Origin of the sequence: Dyella acidiphila (assembly GCF_014863405.1) — a bacterium.
Lineage (GTDB): Bacteria > Pseudomonadota > Gammaproteobacteria > Xanthomonadales > Rhodanobacteraceae > Dyella_B > Dyella_B acidiphila.
The window spans coordinates 134,289-151,632 of record NZ_JACZZA010000008.1; the positions used below are offsets into that span (position 1 = coordinate 134,289).

Sequence of the window (17,344 nt, forward strand, 5' to 3'; positions counted from 1 at the left end):
CACGCCCGGGCTTTATGCAGATGCGCACTTCACGTATGCGATGTGTCGGCCACGCCGGGGAATGGCGTCATGTAGTCCTGGCGACGTCATGCATGTCATCGCTTGCCGGCTGTCATTTCGGGTTATGCCGACTGAGTGTCTTGTCGAGGTTTGCACACGCGGCATAAGTGCGTGGAATCGTTTCATTTAATGGCGTTATATGCGCCGGAAATATCTAGCCGGCTGGAATATTCAAGAACTATCCAGATAGTCGGCTCGCTAGAAATTTCCGGTATGTCGCACTTCGAGAAGTTCTTATCGTCGCTCTGGCCCTCTGTCTGGCCGGGCAGTGGAAGCGCCAAGTCTGTTCTCCGGCCTTGCCCCCATAAGGACTTACTCCAATGAAAAAATTTGTCAGCGCTGCCGTTATCGGCGGTCTGCTGTTTGCCGCAAGCGCTCATGCTTCGGACGGCACCATCACTTTCACCGGCTCGGTCACGGCGAATAGCTGCACCATCAAGATCAACGGCGGCTCGGCTACCGCGACGGTGGCGTTGCCGGCGGTGTCGTCCAGTCAGCTGGATGCGGCCGGCAAAACGGCCGGCTCGACCAAGATCACGTTCGATCTTGCCGATTGCGTAAGCGGCGATGCCGCGGCAACCGGTGCAGTGAAGGCGTTTTTTGAAGCCGGCGCCAACGTGGATGTGGCCAGCGGCCGTCTCAACAATACGGCCAGCGGCACCGGTGCGGCCAAGAATGTGCAACTCGAGCTGGTCAATAGCGATGACTCGGTCATCAAGGTCGGCGATGTCAGCTCGATCAAGGGCGGCACGCTTACGGCGGGCGCCGCTCCCAACGACAAGAAGAGCTCGGCGCAATTTGCCTATGCCGTGCGTTATTTCAAATCGGGCGCAGATGCCGTAGGCGCCGGTACGGTGTCCAGTTCGGTGACTTACAGCGTGGTGTACCAGTAATCCGCGCAGGGGCGGCCGTGCCGGCATGGCCGCCCCCTTTTCAGGATCTTATCCATGAAGACCAAACTGTTTGCCGGCGCACTGTGCGTCGGCCTTATTTTCTCGTCCCTGCTGCATGCCAGCGTGACGATCGATCGCACCCGCCTGATTTACCAGCAGGACGATCGGGAAGCCGATGTGCGACTGCGAAACGACGGACCTAAACCGGTTGTCGTGCAGTCGTGGCTGGATAACGGCGATGCCACTCAGGCACCGGCCGATATTCCGGTGCCGTTTGTACTGATGCCGCCGATTGCCCGCGTCGAGGCGGCGCATGGCCAGGTGCTGCGCGTGGTCTACACGGGCGAGCCGCTGCCGCACGACAAGGAGTCGGTGTTCTGGCTCAATGTTCTGGAAATTCCGCCGAAGGAACAGCCAGCCGAGTCGCGCAACGTGCTGCAGTTTGCCATTCGCAGCCGGATCAAGCTGTTCTATCGCCCCAAGGGTCTGTCCGGCGATGCGGCAGACGCGCCATCGAAGCTGACCTGGAAAATTGTGGCGCAGGGCGATGGCTATGCGCTGGAAGCGAGCAATCCCACCGCTTATCACGTCAGCCTCAATCGCGTGGCATTGCAACTGGACAGCCGGATCATCGAAGCCGGCGACGGCATGGTCAGTCCAGGCGAGACGCAGCGCTATGCGTTGAAAGGCGTGCAGCAGGCGCCCGCTGCGGGACGCGTCAAATATTCCTTTATCGATGACTGGGGCGCCATCCGCGACAACGGCGCCGCCGAGCTGCATTAAAGCTCGCCGCACTTGCGGACGCGCCTTTGCGCTCCCCCAGCGACCGACGGTATGTGAGCATGTCCACTTCGACGTTGATCCGCCCCGCCGGGGGCGGGGAAGAGCTTCGTCAAAAGCGTTTGCACTTGCGTATCGCCTATGCCTTGGCCGGCCTGGCGATGTTGCCCGGTGCAGCGTTGGCTGGCGGTGCCGCAGCGGCATCGGCTGCGTTGGCGGCAGGTGGTTCGGCCCATGGATTGGATTTCGACGCCACGTTTCTGTCGGGCGGTGCGAGTTCGGCCGATCTGGAGCGCTTCGCCCAGGGCAATCGCGTGCCGCCGGGCGACTATCAGGTAGACGTCTATTTGAATGAAGCTCTGTGGGGCAGCGAGCGCGTGCATTTTGCCGCCGTGCCCGGTTCGGACGATGCGGTGCCGTGTATCACCCCGGAACTGGCCAGGCGGCTTGGTCTTGATTTGACCGGCGTTGCGCCGGAGTCGCCGTGCCTGGATCTTGCGGCATGGGCGCCGGCCGCCATCGCCCGCTTCGACTTTGGCGAGCAGCGCCTGGATATCGGCGTGCCGCAGGCGAAGCTCAAGCGCAGCGCGCGCGGCTATGTGGATCCCTCAAAGTGGGATCGTGGCATCACCGCCGGTCTGCTCAATTACGATCTGAATATGTATCGCAGCGACAGCGGTACGCGGAGCGACACGCAGGGCTATCTGGGTGTGGCCGGTGGCTTGAACCTCGGCGGCTGGAACCTGCGCCATCAGTCGTCGCTGACCTGGAACAGTCGACGGCAAGGTCCGCAATGGCAGAACCTGCGCAACTATGCGCAGCACGATCTCGTCCGCCTGAAGTCGCAGCTGCTGGTGGGCGATTTCACCACCGATGGCGATCTGTTCGACTCCATGCCGGTCCGCGGCGTAGAGCTGTTCAGCGACGAACGCATGCTGCCCGATTCGCAGCGCGGCTATGCGCCGGTGGTGCGCGGTATCGCCGCCACCAATGCCAAGGTGACGATTCGCCAGAACGGTTACACCATCTATGAAACCACCGTGGGTGCGGGGCCGTTCCTGATCAACGACCTGTATCCGTCTGGTTATGGCGGGGACCTGGAAGTGTCGGTACTGGAAGCGGATGGGCGCACGCAGAAGTTCAACGTGCCGTACGCCGCGGTGCCGCGCATGCTTCGCCCGGGTTCCACGCGTTACAGCGCAGCCATCGGCGAATACCGCGAAGCGGTGGGCGGCACCGCGCGCTCGCCGGTACTGCAGGCTACGGTGCAGCGCGGTATCAGCAATCGCTTTACGGGCTATGCCGGTCTGCAGGCGGCCGAACATTACGGCGCATTGCAGCTTGGCGGCGCCTGGAATACGCGGATCGGTGCTTTCGGGCTCGACGCGACGCATGCGCGGACCAGTCTTCGGGCCGTGCCGTCTCCCGATCCGGCGCGGCTTGCACAGCGGGCGAGGAAGGCCAGCGGCCAGAGCATCCGCATCAGCTACAGCAAGGCGCTCAACGATGGCGGAACCAATCTGTCGCTGGCGGCTTATCGCCATTCCACTGGCGATTTCTACAGCCTGCGCGATGCATTGCGCGCCAACCAGGAGCCGGGTTCGGGCAGCATGCACCAACGCAACACGCTCCAGCTGGTGCTGAGCCAGAAGCTGGGGTCGGGCTCCATCTACCTGACCGGTTCCACCCAGAACTATTGGGGGCGCCCCGGTGGCGATACGCAGTACCAGTTGGGATACAACAACGCCACGCGCTGGTTCAATTACTCGATTTCCGCCGCGCGTTCGCGCAACAGCGAAGATCGGTGGGAAAACCGCATCTATGCAACGTTGTCGATTCCGCTGGGCGGCAGCGGCAGTCTCAATAGCAGCGTCAATGTCGGACGCCGTGGTATCGGCAGCCAGGTCAACTACAGCAATCTGGCCGGCGATCGCGGCAGCTACGGCATCTCGCTGGCACGTGATGAAGCGGCAGCCACGTCGTTCAACGCCAACGGCAGCTATCGCGCCGATGCGGCCATCCTCAACGGCAGCGCGGCCACCGGCAACGGCTATCGGCAAATCGGGTTCGGCGCGGCCGGGTCGATCCTGGCGCATGCCGGCGGCGTTACGCTGGGGCAGAACATGGGCGATACCATCGCCCTCATCAAGGCCCCCGATGCCGCCGGTGCGCATGTGGCTTCCTATCCCGGCGTGCAGCTCGATCGCCGCGGCTATGCCATCGTGCCGTATCTGGTGCCGTATCAGCGCAACCAGGTGGAGCTGGATCCCAAGGGGCTGTCCAGCGAGGTGGAGCTGGTTCAATCCAGCCGCGAGGTCGTGCCGCGCAGCGGCGCGATTGTGCTCGCCAGCTTTGAAACCAAGAAAGGCCGCGTCGCCGTGATCGATTTGAAGCCGGCCGCGCACGTGACCATCCCGTTTGGTGCCGACGTGCTGGATGAAGGCGGCAATGTGGTGGGGGTGGTGAGCCAGGGCGGCCGCGCGATGGTGCGCGGTGTTGCCGATCGCGGCCGCCTGACGGTGGCGCTGGCCGGCGGCAGTCGTTGCAGTTTCGGCTATCAATTGCCGGCGAAGAACGCAAAAGCACGCGGTGCTGCCGATTACGCGCATTTGCAAAGTGTCTGCGATCCAGGCAGCAAGGATGTGGACGCCACATCTGGCTCAGGGCCGAAAGCTGATGCTGCCGCGCGTTCGAAGACGGGGAAAGCACGCAATTCGGCTGTGTACATGCTGCCACCCAGTAGCGGCATTTCAGGTTTCAGTCACGGCTTGCCTGAAAACGAACGGTATTGGACTACGCCGCGATTCGGTTTGACGCACCTGGATGCCGTGCGGAGCAAGGGCGTTTAGTGCGTACCGGAGGAGCAGGGCTGTTGGGTGCCGGTCTCCGGCTGAAGGCAATGCAGCGTGCTCGCATGCAAGCGCAGGATGCGTCGTAGCTCGATGATGGCCTGCGGCGTTTCCTGCACATCGTGCCAGGAGGGTACGGCGAGTTCGGAATCGGCCCCTTCTAGATGCGAACTGGCGTACGGCACTACACCGTCATCCGAATCGGGCAGGGCACCTTTGGGTTTATACACGCCGACTATGGTGTGGTAGTGCACGTTCGACGAAATCGGCAGCGTGCTGGATGCCTTGATAAAAGGATCGGTATCGCTGAGGTTGTCGATGCTGTTGGGCAGCTGGGTCGGGGTGGTGGGTACGCCGCTTTTGCCCTGTGCGGCATCGGCGATGTTCTTGGCTTCTTCCAGCAAGGTGAGCGGCAGGCGGATCAGGCCGCCGAACCAGCGGGCCAGTTTCCAGCGCGCAACCGGGGTGCCGCGATGCGGCGCGGCGAGGAAGACGGCGCGCGTGACTTGCGGCATCGGCGAGAATTGCAGATAGGGCGCGAGTCGCTCGCGCAGGCGTTGCTTGTCGGCGGCCGCAAGATCCGCGCGTTCGGGCACGACATTCCATAGCTTGTCATCGCTGGAAGACACCAGCAGCCGTGCGATCACGCCGCCCATGCTGTGGCCGATCAGCACCATATGGTTGGACGCCACCGCTTTGCCGGACGGATCAAAATGGCGCAGCGTTTCATCCAGCGCCTGGCGGATCTGACGCAGGTTGACCGCCACCGGCACGTTGGTGGGGTAGTACACCTCCCACACCTGGTAGGTGCGGCGCAGCTGCTCGTCGCCCATCACCTCGTTGACCACGTTGATCCAGGCTTCGGGGCTGCTGGCCAGGCCGTGCAGCATCACGACGGTAAGCCGGTCGGGATCGTAGGGCTGCATCAACAGCACCTGCGGCTTGCTGATGCCGCCGCGCCCGAGCAGCGATCGGATCGATTGCCGGGCAAAGCCCGAGCGCGCCAGCCACACGCCATAGGGGGCGGTGAAGTTGGCGGCGAGCGGAATGGTCTGGTGGTCGAGCTCGATGCTGTTGTCCAGATACGGATTTTTGGCGTACACCCGCACGCTGTCGGTATTCAGCACGCTGGCGAGGGTGTCGCCGGGAAATTCAAGCACGGCGGTGAGCGGCACGTAGTTGGGCTCGCGCCAGACCTGGCTGGTGTCGGCCGGCGCTGCGCCGACCGCAACGAACTCCGAGCCGAAGCCATCGCGGCGGTAGGTATTGCGCAGGCCGATAAAGCGCAGGCCGGCGGAAGGGATCAGCTCGCTGGGAATGTAGTCGCCGGAACCGAGATAGACATCCGTATTGGGCCGCAGCAGGTTCCAGCCGGCCACCGGCTTGCTGCTCCAGTCGGTGCCCAGCTCCGGCAGACGCCGGAAGAAGCTGCCCACCGACTGCTGCACGGCATAGTTGTAGAAATCCAGCACCTGCGACTGGCGCGTTTCGAAGGCCCGCTCGCCGGGGTTGCGCGCGGTGTAGAACAAGTAGGCGTAGGCATAGCGCGCCGCCTGCAGGTAATCGTTGAGCGCCTGGTCATCGACAGTCTTGGCGCGATCGCTCTGTTGCAGCGCATAGGCCAGCCACAGTTCGGACAGCGCGGACAGGCGGCGCTCGTCGTCCAGCCCATCGGTATAGAGCAGGGTATTGGTGCAGCGGGGGAAATTGGCCGCGCATTCGTCCTGGCTGAGCGCCACCACGTTGAGCGTCTGCACCGTGGTATCGCTGAGCGTGCGCGTGCTGAGCACATCGCTGCGGCGCTGGCTGGCGTATTGCCTGGAAGTGACGTGCTTGACGCCCACCATGTCGCAGCCGGCGGCCAGCAGCATGGTCGCCAGTACAACGGCGCGGAGGATCCGGGTTGGCGTGCGGCCCTTCATCAATTCTTCCATGGCAAGAAAGCAGGATGAGGCGGTCGTTGCCGGTCTATTATCCATGCGGCGATGGTGATGGGGAGAGGTCCGGTGATGTTGCGATGGTTGCTGTGCGGACTGCTGGCGGTCGTGGTGCTGGGTTCCGGCGGCTGGGGCGGCATGGCCCTGTGGTACCAGTTTCCCGGCGGCACGGCCGCGCGCTGGATCGCCAGCCTGATCTGGTCCTTGCTGGTGCTGCTGGCGCTGGCCTGGGCCTGGCAGCGGCGCAGTGTGCTGCCGATCGGCGCCTATGCGCTGGCGTTTGCCCTGCTGCTGGTGTGGTGGAGCAGCATCAAGCCATCCAATCACAAGGACTGGGCCGACGATGTCGCCCAGCTGCTGACCGGGCAGGTGGATGGCGACCGCGTCACCCTGCACAACGTACGCAACTTCAACTGGCGCAGCGAGCAGGATTACGACGCGCGCTGGGAAACGCGCAGCTACGACCTGGACCGGCTGGCGTCGGCGGACCTGATTCTTTCTTCATGGGGCATGCCGGGTATTGTGCATGCGTTGATCTCGTTCGGCTTCGACGATGGTTCGCATGTGGTGTTCTCGGTGGAGATCCGGCGCCAGCGCGGGCAGTCGTTTTCCTCCATCGGCGGATTCTTCAAGGATTTCGAACGCACCATCGTGGCGGCGGACGAGAGCGACGTGATCCGCCTGCGCACCAATGTGCGCGGCGAGACGGATCATCTGTTTCGCCTGCAGATGAGCAAGCCGGTGATGCGCTCGCTGTTTCTGTCCTATGTGCGCGGGGCCAACGAGTTGACCGTGCAGCCGGCGTACTACAACACGGTGACGTCCAACTGCGTGACGATTGTGTATGCCATGGCCAAGCGGATCGATCCGGGGCTGCCCTATGACTACCGCTTGCTGTTGACGGCGTATTTGCCGAGTTATCTGTACAAGCTCGGGGCGCTGGATACGCACTATCCGCTGAGTGTGCTGATCGGGCAGGGCGATATCACGGCGCGGGCACGGGCGGTGCCGGCGGGTGGGGATTTTTCCAGGGCGATACGTACGCCGGCGGAGCCGTAGCTGCATGATGGGCTGGATTACCCCGGGCTTGGTCCGGGGTAATCCAGCCATATTACGCAGGAATCATGTCGTTACCCCGGGATCATCTCCTGGGTAACGTGTGGATTCGTTGGGTTACGCTGCGCTAACCCAACCTACGCGTCTGCGGATCACTTTACGGTAAAAGTGTTGTTGCTGCGGTCCACGTCCGGCAGCGCGTGCTGCGGGTCGATGGTGGCGGACTTCACCGCCTTGTTGCCATCCACTACGACGACAAAGCTGCGGTGCTGCATCCAGGTTTCCACCGGTACGCGTACATCCTGCTTGCTGCCGTCGGTGTAGACCACTTCCAGCGTGGCCGGCATCACCAGTTTGTCGAGGTTGGCGACGGTGACTTGCGCACCCTTGTGCCAGTCGCCGTCCACCGGCGCTACGTTCTGTACCGCCAGGTCGAGCTTCCAGTTGTATTCGTACCAGCCGCGCCAGAACCAGCCGAGATCTTCGCCGGATTCGCTTTCCATGAAGCGGAAGAAATCCGAGGGGCTGGGATGCTTGTAGGCCCAGGTGTGGATGTACTTGCGGAAGGCGTCGTCGAAGCGTTCGGGACCGAGGATCTGTTCGCGCAGCAGCACCAGGCCGAAGGCGGATTTGAAGTAGGTCACCGGGTGGCGGTATTTCTCCTGGATCGCGTCGGCGCGGGTGAGCAGCGACGGCGCTTCCGGATCGGTCAGCACCTTCACGATCTCGTCGGCCGGATTGCCGTGGCCGGGCGCGTATTCGGAATCGCGCTTGGGCGCGTATTCGCCATGGTTGAAGTTGTCCGCTTCGTAGATATCGATAAAGGTATTGAAGCCTTCATCCATCCACGCATTGCGGCGCTCGTCGGTGCCGACGATCATCGGGAACCAGGTGTGGCCGATTTCGTGCGCGATCAGCGCATGCAGGTCGCTGCCCTTGGCGCCCTTCCAGTCGAAGGTGATGCCCGGGTATTCCATGCCGCCGGCGGTACCGGCTTCATTGATCGCCGCCGGATACGGGTAGGGGAACCATTGCTTGGAGAAGTATTCGGTGGACGCCTTCAGGTATTCGGTGGCGCGGCCCCAGGCATCCTTGCCGGCGCTTTCCACCGGATAGGCGGATTCGGCCAGCGCAGTCTTGCCGTCGGGCAGGTTGATGCGCGCGGCGTCCCAGATATAGGCCTTCGAGGCGCCGAACACCGCATCGCGGCTGTTCTGGATGCGGAAGTGCCAGGTCAGCGTGCCGCTCTGCTTGGGACGCGATTGCGGATCGTTGATTTCATCCGCGGAGCGGATCATCACCGTGGTATCGCTGTGGCGCGCCTGCTCCAGGCGCTGCAGTTCGGTCTTGGTCAGCACTTCCTGCGGGTTGAGCAGTTCGCCTGAGCCGACCACGATCATGTCCCACGGCACGGTGACCGAATAGTCGTAGTCGCCGTATTCGAGATAGAACTCGTTATTGAGGAAGGGGTCGGTGGTCCAGCCGCGCAGGTCGTCGTACACGCACATGCGCGGATACCACTGCGCGATTTCGTAGATGTCGCCGTTCTTGGTGGCGTTCCAGTCGGTGCGGCCGCCGAATTCGCCGGGTACGGTGTAGTTGTAGCCGATATGCACGCGCAGCTTGCCGTCGTGTGCCTTCAGCGGCTGCGGCAGACGGATCTGCATGCGCGTGTCGGCGATCACCCATTCGGCCTTTTGCAGCTTGCCGTCGGCGCCTTCCACCGACACCGAGGTGATGTGCTCGCCATCGGTGAATTCATCGGGGAAGCGACCGCCGCCGAAGGCGCCGCGTGCGTCCTTCAGGTAGCGGTTCTGCTCCACCTGCAGCCACAGCACGTCCAGTTCGTCCGGGCTGTGGTTGGTGTAGGTGATCACTTCGTCGGCGCTGAGTTTGCGCTCCGTGGGATCGAGCGTGGCCTTGATCTGGTAATCGGCGCGGTTCTGCCAGAACAGCGGGCCGGGCTTGCCGCTGGCGTTGCGGTAGGCATTGGACGGCTGCGGGTAGGACCAGGGCGCGAAGGTTTCCAGCGGGTTGTAGCTGGACGGGGCGTCAGCGGCGATGGCTGCAAACGAAAGAGCGGCAAGCACCGCGCCGCATAGCATCGGGAAGGTTTTCATGAGTGGCCCTGTAGCGATGGGGAGTGCGCCGTCCTGGCGCTAGCGGCCGAACATACTGCAAGGGTGCGAGGTGGTACCAGTGCGAGAAGGCCGGGGCTGTTGGCATCCGCTCTCTGTGTGGGGAGCGGGCTGTGGAATTACGAATGCAGTGGGCAGGCTGGGTTACTTCGGGTTTGGTCCGGGGTAACCCAGCGGTGCTTCGGTGAGGGTTTGTTGGGTTACGCTGCGCTAACCCAACCTACCTGGTGCTGCGTTGGCTCAGGGTTTGCCGCCTGCGCGAATCAGCGCCATCACTTCGTAGCACGCGCCCATGGTGTGGTAATCCACCTTGCCGGCCGGGCTTTTTTCGTCGTCGTATTTCTTGTTGTCCTGGGTCAGGATGCGGTACCAGGCGCCGTACTGGTGGTCGACGAAATGCTGCCAGGAGTAGTCCCACAGCTTCTCGTACCACGCGTCGTATTTGGCGTCGCCGGTGCGTGCGTGCAGCAGTGCGGCAGCGGCCAGCGATTCGGCCTGCACCCAGAAATACTTGTCGCCGTCGCAGATGCTGCCGTCCGGCGCGAAGCCGTAGCAGATACCGCCGTTGACCGGGTCCCAGGCGTGTGCGAGCGCGGTGTCGAACAGATGCTGGGCGGTCGGCACCAGCCACTTTTCTTCGCGGTTACGTTCCAGCAGCAGCGGTTCGAGGATCAGCAGCAGCTTGGCCCATTCGGTCTGGTGGCCGGGCTGGAAACCCCACGGGCGGAACAGATGCTTGGGATTGTCGCGGTTGTAATCCCAGTCGATGCTCCAGTCGAGCTTGTAGTGTTCCCACACCAGGCCGTCGGCCAGCTTGGCCTGGCGCTGGGTCATGGTCTGCGCGAGGGTGAGCGCGCGTTCCAGATAGCGCGGTTCGTCGCTGGCCTGGTAGGCGGCCAGCATCGCCTCGCACATGTGCATATTGGCGTTCTGGCCGCGATAGCTGGTGAAGTTCCAGTCGGCGTCGGCTTCATCGCGATACAGGCTGGCCTGGGCATCCCAGAAGCGCAATTCCAGCAGATCCCAGGTTTCGTCCATCCAGGCCTTGGCTTCGTGGATGCCGGCCTTCACCGCAGTGGAATAAGCGAGCAGCACGAAGGCCACGCCGTAGCAGTGGTTCATGCGGTCTTCCGGCTGGCCGTCGCGGATGGTCCAGGCATAGCCGCCGGTCTGTGCGTTGCGATGCACCTCGCGCAGATAGCGCAGGCCGTGATGCGCGGCCTTGAGGTAATCCTCGTGGCCGAATTCGATCGACGCCATGGCGTAGTTGAAGACGAAGCGCGTGCTGCTCACCAGATGGCGATGGCTGGTGTCGTAGATGGTGCCGTCGTCGTGGAAATAGTGGAAGAAACCGCCGGCCGGATCGATCGCGCGCGGGTGGTAGAACGCCATCGTCTTGGCGATGTGTTCGCGCAGAAAGGTTTCGGAGCGGAAGTCGGGGGATGTGGGCTTGCTCATGCGTGCGTCTCCATAAACTGTTCCACCTCGGCCGGATTCGGCATCGCGGTGAACGAACCGTGCCGCGTTACCGCCACGGCGCCGCAGGCGCTGGCGTAACGCAGCGCGGCATGCAGGCGCGGCAGGGTGGCGATAAAGCCGTCGATGCTTTCGCGCGTCACGTGTTGCTGCGCGAGCTGGTACAGCAGGCCGCCGACGAAGGCGTCGCCGGCGCCGGTGCTGTCGACCATCGGCACGTTGTAGCAGGGCAGTTCGCCGTCGGCGTCGGGGTGGTGCCAGCGCAGCGGATGCGGGCCGTCGGTGATCACCACCAGGCGCGTGTGGCCGGCCCACAGGCGATCGAGCAGCGCCTGTTCGCCGTCCACGGCGAGCCAGTCGAATTCTTCGGCGCTCACTTTCACCACATCAGCCAGCAGCAACGCCGGCCACACTTGTTCGCGCGGCTCGCTGCCGCGTGGCCACAGCGCGGGGCGCAGGTTCAGATCGAAGCTGGTGAGCGCACCGGCGGCGCGTGCGCGGCGCATGCCTTCCACCGTGGCGGCAGCGAGGCCGGCATCGGTAAGGCTGTTGGAGCAGATATGGAAGATGGCGAGGTCGTCGAAGGCTTCGCTGCGGAAATGCTCGGCGCGGAACAGCAGGTCGGCCGACGGCGGCCGGTAGAACGCAAAGCTGCGTTCGCCGCGCCCATCCAGCGTGACAAAGGCCAGCGCGGTATTGGCTTCGCCGCTGCGCACCACATCGACGGTATCCACGCCGGTCTGCTGCAGGCTGTTGAGCAGGAAGTCGCCGAAGCGGTCCATGCCGAGCATGCCGGCGAAGCGCGCGTGACATCCCAGCTTGGCCAGCGCCACCGCCACGTTGGCCGGCGCGCCGCCGGCGAAGGGAACGAAGTGCCGCGCAAAGCCGTGGCCGTCGCTGCCTTCGCCGTGCATGTCGATCAGGGCCTCGCCGAAGCAGAGGATGGAACGAGTCATCAAGAAACCCCTGGAAAAAATGGGAATGAGAAAAAGGTCCAGCCGTTATCCCCGCCGAACCGCGGGCGGGGAGCAGGGGCTTGCATTATTCGGCGCCGACCGGCGCGCTGCGGATGCGCGAGCCGCGCCAGCCATAGAACACGATGTAGGCGTAGCACAGCAGCGGCAGCACGAAGGCGTGCTGGATGCCGATGTTGTCCGCCAGCACACCTTGCAGATAAGGCACCAGCGCGCCGCCGACGATGGCCATGATCAGCAGGCTGGAGGCCTTGCCGGTCAGCGGGCCCATGCGTTCGATGCCGAGCGCGAAGATGGTGGGGAACATGATCGAGTTGAACAGGCCGATGGCGATGATGCTGTACATCGCCGTGTCGCCGCTGGTGGACATGGTGGTGAGCAGCAGCAGCATGTTCACCGCCGCAAAGCCGGCCAGCAGCGCACGCGGCGAGAGTTTGGCCAGCAGCCACGAACCCAGGAAGCGGCCGACCATCGCGCCGCCCCAGTAATACGACACGTAGTTGGCCGCCTGCTGCTCGCTGATATGGCCGATGCCCGGCTGCGAGATGTAGTTCACCATGAAGCTGCCGATGGATACCTCGGCGCCCACGTAGAAAAAGATGCCCAGCACGCCGAACAGCACGTGCGGATAGCGCAGTGCATCGAGCAGCGTGTGACGGCCGCTATCGGCCTGCTCGGTGCTTTCTTCCAGCTTGGGCAGGCGGAACAACCACACGAAGATCGCCAGCAGCACCAGCACCACGGCCAGGCCGATGTAGGGCGTCTGCACGGCCTGCGCCTCCTGGGCGCGGTAAAGCATTTGCTGGCTGGCCGACAGCTGCGCGATCTCGCCGGCGCTTTTCACCTGGGTGGAAAGAATCAGCAGCGCGCCGAAGCGCGGCGCGATGGTGGTACCGAACGAGTTGAGCGCCTGCGCCAGGGTGAGGCGGCTGGAGCTGGTGCGTTCGGGCCCGAGCAGCGCTACATAAGGATTGGCTGCCACCTGCAGCAGGGTGATGCCGGTGGCCAGCACGAACAGCGCGCCGAGAAAGGCCGGATACCAGCGCAACCCGGCGGCAGGCCAGAAGCCGACGGCACCGATGCCGGCGACGATCAGGCCGGCCACGATGCTTTTCTTGTAGCCCAGGTGCGCCACCACTCGTCCGGCCGGCAACGACATCAGGAAATACGCGCCGAAAAAGGTGAACTGCACCAGCATCGCCTGCGCGTAGTTCAGTTCGAACACGGCTTTCAGGTGCGGAATCAGGATGTCATTCAGGCAGGTGAGAAACCCCCACATGAAGAACACCGCCGTCATCACGCCGAGCGCCATCGGGTAATAGGTGTAGCGGCCGTCGGAGCCCGTGCTGGATGCTGCGGGCGGCGCGGTAGGTGCGGTAAAAGCCATGGTTAGTCCCGAGGGTTCAAGCGTGTGGCGGGGAACTGCTGTCGCGGATCAGCAATTGCACCGGAACGATGGTCTGGCGCGGTGCTGCCGCCGGCTCCTGCAGGCGCTGCATGATCAGCTCCGCCGCCTGGCGTCCGCGCGCGCGCGGCGTGACCGCCAGCGTGGTGAGCGGCGGCGCGCTTACCGCGGCTTCGGCGATGTCGTCGAAACCGGTCAGCGCGAAATCGCGGCCCGGCTGCAGGCCGCGCTGATGCAGGCCGAGCATCAGGCCCAGCGCCACCGCATCGTTGTAGCAGACCGCAGCGGTCGGCGCGGTGCCGCCGTTGAACAGCTGCTCGCACTGCGCCACTGCATCCAGGCGATTGGGAATGCATTCCACCAACCACTGTGGCTCCACGCGCAGGCCGGCCGATTTCATCGCTTCGGCGTAGCCGTTGCGGCGCTGCTTGCATGAGCTGGAATTGCTGTGGCCGCCGTAGAAGGCGATGTGCTTGTGACCTTGCGCGATCAAGTGCTCGGTCGCCATGCGCGAGCCGTGCTGGTTGTCCAGGAACAGCCGGTCCCAGTGGTCGCAGGCGGAGATGTCGCCGCTGACTTCGCGGTTGAACAACAGCAGCGGCGTGGTGGTGCCGACGGCCGACAACAACTGCTGCGCGTCGCTGCCCTCGGCGGGCGAAAGAATGATGCCGGCCGGGCCGTGTTCCATCAGCGAACCGAGCACCGCCAGTTCGCGCTCGGTGGATTCGCTGGTGCTGCCCAGCAGGGTGACGTAGCCGGTGCTGCCCAATACTTCGTCCACGCCCGCGGCGAATTCGGCGAAGAACGGGTTGGCTAGATCGTTGAGCACCAGCGCAATGCTGGACGACGTGCGGCGGCGCAGATTGGCAGCGGCACGGTTGTACACATAGCCTTGGCGGCGCAGCTCTTCTTCGACGCGCGCACGGGTGTGCTTGTTGACCAGCGGGCTGCCCCGCAGCACAAGTGACACGGTGGCGCGGGAGACGTCGCAGCCCGCGGCAATATCGCTAAGGGTGACCTTGCGGCCGACCGGCGGTGTGTTCCCCATTAGAAGCTTGTCCTCTTTGAGCCCGATCCATGCTTTTGGAACGATCCAAATTTACCCGAATCGCCGAAAATGGGATCACGCAGTGCAGCATGCCAAGTATGCCCGCCGATGCTAGCGTTGGCGGGTTTAGAACGATCCAAACCCCTTCCTCCCGGATCTTAGCCCCTATGAACCGCTCCCGCCTGCTTTGTGCCTGCCTTGCCGCCCTGATGATCACACCGTTGGGAGCGCTCGCCGCAGCCCAGGGTGGCGGGCAGCATGCGTCAGAAGTCGATCCTCGCATAGGTACGGGCGGGGATGGACACCTGTTCCCGGGCGCCACGGTGCCGTTCGGCATGATCCAGCTGTCGCCCGACACCGCCATGCCGGATTTCAAGCACGCCTATAAATGGGCGGCCGGCTATCAGTACGGCGATCCCACCATCATGGGCTTTTCGCACACGCATTTTTCCGGTTCCGGCCATTCGGACCTGGGCGATGTGCTGGTGATGCCGATCGCCGGCGACGACGTCAAGCTCGATCCGGGCGATGAAAAAGTGCCGGGCAGCGGCTACCGCTCGCGCTTCGACCATGCCACCGAGCAGGAACAGCCCGGCTATTACGCGGTGACCCTGGCCGACTACGGCATCCGCGCCGAGCTGACCGCCAACCAGCGCGTAGGCTGGCATCGCTACACCTTCCCCGCCGGCAAGCCGGCGCACCTGCTGCTGGACCTGCGCCCGAGCATCTACGACTACGCCGGCAAGGTGCTGTGGTCGAACCTGCAGGTGCGTGCGGACGGCACCGTCACCGGCTGCCGCACCACCCGCGGCTGGGCGCCGGGCCGCCAGCTGTGCTTCGCCATGCGCTTCAACCAGCCGATGAGCTCGCGCGAGCTGTACAACCGCGAGACCGACGTGCTCTACAAGGGCTTCAAGGGCCCGGGCTACCAGCCGGCGGACAGCAATGCGCAGAACGGCCGCGCGGTGGTCGGCGTGTTCGATTTCGGCGACCTGAAACAGCCGCTGCTGGTGAAGGTGGCGGTGTCTTCGGTCAGCGAAGCCAATGCGATCGCCAACCTCGATCACGATGGCGAAGGCTGGAATTTCGATGCGCAGCGCAGCGCCGCCCTTGCCGCATGGAACAAGGCGCTGGCGCCGATCGATGTGGATGGCACCCCAGTGCAGCGCACGCAGTTCTATACCGCGCTCTATCACGCGCTGATCGCACCCAGCCTCAGCATGGACGTGAACGGCGAATTCCGCGGCCCGGATTACCAGGTGCATCATGCCGACGGCTTCAATTTCTATTCGAGCTGGTCGATGTGGGACGTGTACCGCGCGCAGCAGCCGCTGATCATCCTGATGCATCCGGACCGCACGGTGGATTTCATCCGCTCGATGGTGGCCGCGCAGCAGGCCAGCCCGTTCGGCATGCTGCCGGTGTGGGCCTACCAGGGCCTGGAAACCTGGTGCATGACCGGCTATCACGCCGTGGCCATCATTGCCGACGCCTATGTCAAAGGCATTCGCGGCTTCGACGCGGACAAGGCGATGAAGGCGATGGTGTCCACCGCCACCTACGGCAACTACGGTGACCTGGCCGACTACATGAAGCTCGGCTACGTGCCGATCGACAAGGAAGTGGAAGGCGGCTCCAAGACCCAGGAATACGCCTACGACGACTGGGCCATCGCGCAGATGGCCAAGGCGATGGGCAAGAACGACATCTACGCCACCTTCGAAAAGCGCTCCACCAACTGGCGCAATGTGTGGGATCCGAAAACCGGCTTCATGCGCGCGCGCCTGACCAACGGCCAGTTCCGCGAGCCCTTCGATCCGACCAGTGCCGGCTACGGCGACGACTACACCGAAGCCAACGCCTGGCAGTACTCCTGGTACGTGCCGCAGGACGTGGCCGGCCTGATCACCGCGATGGGCGGCGACCAGGCGTTCGATACCAAGCTCGACCAGATGTTCGATGCCAAGGTCGATCCGGCCATCTTCAAGAACGTGGAAGACATCACCGGCCTGATCGGCTGGTATGCGCACGGCAACGAACCCAGCCACCACATCGCCTACCTCTACGACTACGCCGGCGAGCCGTGGAAAACGCAGCAGCGCCTGAAGCAGATCATGGACAACGAATACGGCCCGGGCCCGGCCGGCCTGATCGGCAATGATGACCTGGGCCAGATGTCGGCCTGGTACATCTTTACCGCGATGGGCTTTTATCCGGTGACGCCGGCCAGCGACGAATACGCCATCGGCCGCCCGTTCGTGCCGCGTACGGCGATCCACCTGGCCAATGGGCACACCTTCACCGTCAGCGCCTCGCCGATGGATGCGGCGCATCCGTATGTCGGCGCGGTCACGCTCAACGGCAAGCCGCTGGACCGCGTTTACCTGCGCCATGCCGACATCATGGCCGGCGGCGAACTGCACTTCACCATGCAGGCGGAGCCGAACAAGAACTGGGGTACCGCCATTTCGGCACGGCCCACGGCCATGAGCAGCTATTCCCGCTAAGCCGCATGGCTTCCTCTCCCCTGCGGGGGAGAGGAGCGAGGCGAGGGACAAGCTCGTGGGAGCGGCGGAGAATACGTAGCTCGATTTAAATTCGGCGCAGGCGCATCCCCGCCTCCGTCCCTGCGGGGCAACTGCTTGCCAAACGGGAGCAGCGCGCCGCTGTCGCACTAGTCAGCCAACGCAAACATGCGCAGAATGCATGCATCATGCCGGGATGTATG

11 protein-coding genes are annotated in these 17,344 nt (G+C 63.8%); 5 read left to right on the plus strand and 6 right to left on the minus strand.

Annotated elements, in window-relative coordinates:
- Positions 1-380: 380 nt before the first annotated feature.
- The 3 genes from IGX34_RS13710 (at position 381) to IGX34_RS13720 (ending at position 4,582) form a co-directional block, all read left to right on the plus strand.
- Positions 381-953, plus strand: a complete 573-nt coding sequence (locus tag IGX34_RS13710) for a fimbrial protein (RefSeq protein WP_192556289.1) — start codon at positions 381-383, stop codon at positions 951-953.
- Positions 954-1,007: 54 nt separating this feature from the next.
- Positions 1,008-1,736, plus strand: a complete 729-nt coding sequence (locus IGX34_RS13715; RefSeq protein WP_192556290.1) for a fimbrial biogenesis chaperone — start codon at positions 1,008-1,010, stop codon at positions 1,734-1,736.
- Between the two features lie 125 nt (positions 1,737-1,861).
- The gene (locus IGX34_RS13720; RefSeq protein ID WP_192556291.1) at positions 1,862-4,582 is read left to right on the plus strand and encodes a fimbria/pilus outer membrane usher protein; all 2,721 of its coding nucleotides are present in this window, start codon (positions 1,862-1,864) and stop codon (positions 4,580-4,582) included.
- Here the strand turns inward: IGX34_RS13720 and IGX34_RS13725 are convergent.
- Positions 4,579-6,504: an esterase/lipase family protein gene (locus tag IGX34_RS13725; RefSeq protein ID WP_192556292.1), complete on the minus strand. Its 1,926-nt coding sequence runs from the start codon at positions 6,502-6,504 to the stop codon at positions 4,579-4,581. The genes IGX34_RS13720 and IGX34_RS13725 overlap by 4 nt on opposite strands.
- 87 nt (positions 6,505-6,591) lie before the next feature.
- Between IGX34_RS13725 and IGX34_RS13730 the strand changes: the two genes are divergently transcribed.
- Positions 6,592-7,578 (plus strand): Lnb N-terminal periplasmic domain-containing protein, encoded by a 987-nt coding sequence (locus tag IGX34_RS13730; protein WP_225737458.1) that lies wholly within the window; start codon positions 6,592-6,594, stop codon positions 7,576-7,578.
- Between the two features lie 149 nt (positions 7,579-7,727).
- Here the strand turns inward: IGX34_RS13730 and IGX34_RS13735 are convergent, their stop codons facing one another.
- From IGX34_RS13735 to IGX34_RS13755, 5 genes are all read right to left on the minus strand, one after another.
- On the minus strand, positions 7,728-9,695 hold the full coding sequence (locus tag IGX34_RS13735; protein ID WP_192556294.1) for a M1 family metallopeptidase: 1,968 nt from the start codon (positions 9,693-9,695) through the stop codon (positions 7,728-7,730).
- A gap of 258 nt (positions 9,696-9,953) precedes the next feature.
- On the minus strand, positions 9,954-11,171 hold the full coding sequence (locus IGX34_RS13740) for an AGE family epimerase/isomerase (protein WP_192556295.1): 1,218 nt from the start codon (positions 11,169-11,171) through the stop codon (positions 9,954-9,956).
- On the minus strand, positions 11,168-12,145 hold the full coding sequence (locus IGX34_RS13745) for a carbohydrate kinase family protein (RefSeq protein ID WP_192556296.1): 978 nt from the start codon (positions 12,143-12,145) through the stop codon (positions 11,168-11,170). The genes IGX34_RS13740 and IGX34_RS13745 overlap by 4 nt, the downstream gene beginning before the upstream one ends.
- An 85-nt stretch (positions 12,146-12,230) precedes the next feature.
- Positions 12,231-13,475 carry an L-fucose:H+ symporter permease gene (fucP, locus tag IGX34_RS13750; RefSeq protein ID WP_225737473.1) on the minus strand — a complete coding sequence of 415 codons (1,245 nt, stop codon included), beginning with the start codon at positions 13,473-13,475 and terminating at the stop codon, positions 12,231-12,233.
- A gap of 91 nt (positions 13,476-13,566) precedes the next feature.
- Positions 13,567-14,616, minus strand: coding sequence for a LacI family DNA-binding transcriptional regulator (locus IGX34_RS13755; RefSeq protein WP_192556298.1), 1,050 nt, complete (start codon positions 14,614-14,616; stop codon positions 13,567-13,569).
- 167 nt (positions 14,617-14,783) lie between these two features.
- On the opposite strand from IGX34_RS13755, the gene IGX34_RS13760 reads away from it, so the two are divergent.
- On the plus strand, positions 14,784-17,123 hold the full coding sequence (locus IGX34_RS13760; RefSeq protein WP_192556299.1) for a GH92 family glycosyl hydrolase: 2,340 nt from the start codon (positions 14,784-14,786) through the stop codon (positions 17,121-17,123).
- Positions 17,124-17,344: the final 221 nt, after the last annotated feature.

Coding starts and splice junctions, on each gene's coding strand:
- IGX34_RS13755 (WP_192556298.1), bottom strand. CDS start 14,616: ATGGGGAACACACCGCCGGTCGGCCGCAAGGTCACCCTTAGCGATATT.
- IGX34_RS13730 (WP_225737458.1), top strand. CDS start 6,592: ATGTTGCGATGGTTGCTGTGCGGACTGCTGGCGGTCGTGGTGCTGGGT.
- IGX34_RS13760 (WP_192556299.1), top strand. CDS start 14,784: ATGAACCGCTCCCGCCTGCTTTGTGCCTGCCTTGCCGCCCTGATGATC.
- fucP (WP_225737473.1), bottom strand. CDS start 13,475: ATGGCGCTCGGCGTGATGACGGCGGTGTTCTTCATGTGGGGGTTTCTC.
- IGX34_RS13745 (WP_192556296.1), bottom strand. CDS start 12,145: ATGACTCGTTCCATCCTCTGCTTCGGCGAGGCCCTGATCGACATGCAC.
- IGX34_RS13740 (WP_192556295.1), bottom strand. CDS start 11,171: ATGAGCAAGCCCACATCCCCCGACTTCCGCTCCGAAACCTTTCTGCGC.
- IGX34_RS13715 (WP_192556290.1), top strand. CDS start 1,008: ATGAAGACCAAACTGTTTGCCGGCGCACTGTGCGTCGGCCTTATTTTC.
- IGX34_RS13735 (WP_192556294.1), bottom strand. CDS start 9,695: ATGAAAACCTTCCCGATGCTATGCGGCGCGGTGCTTGCCGCTCTTTCG.
- IGX34_RS13710 (WP_192556289.1), top strand. CDS start 381: ATGAAAAAATTTGTCAGCGCTGCCGTTATCGGCGGTCTGCTGTTTGCC.
- IGX34_RS13725 (WP_192556292.1), bottom strand. CDS start 6,504: ATGAAGGGCCGCACGCCAACCCGGATCCTCCGCGCCGTTGTACTGGCG.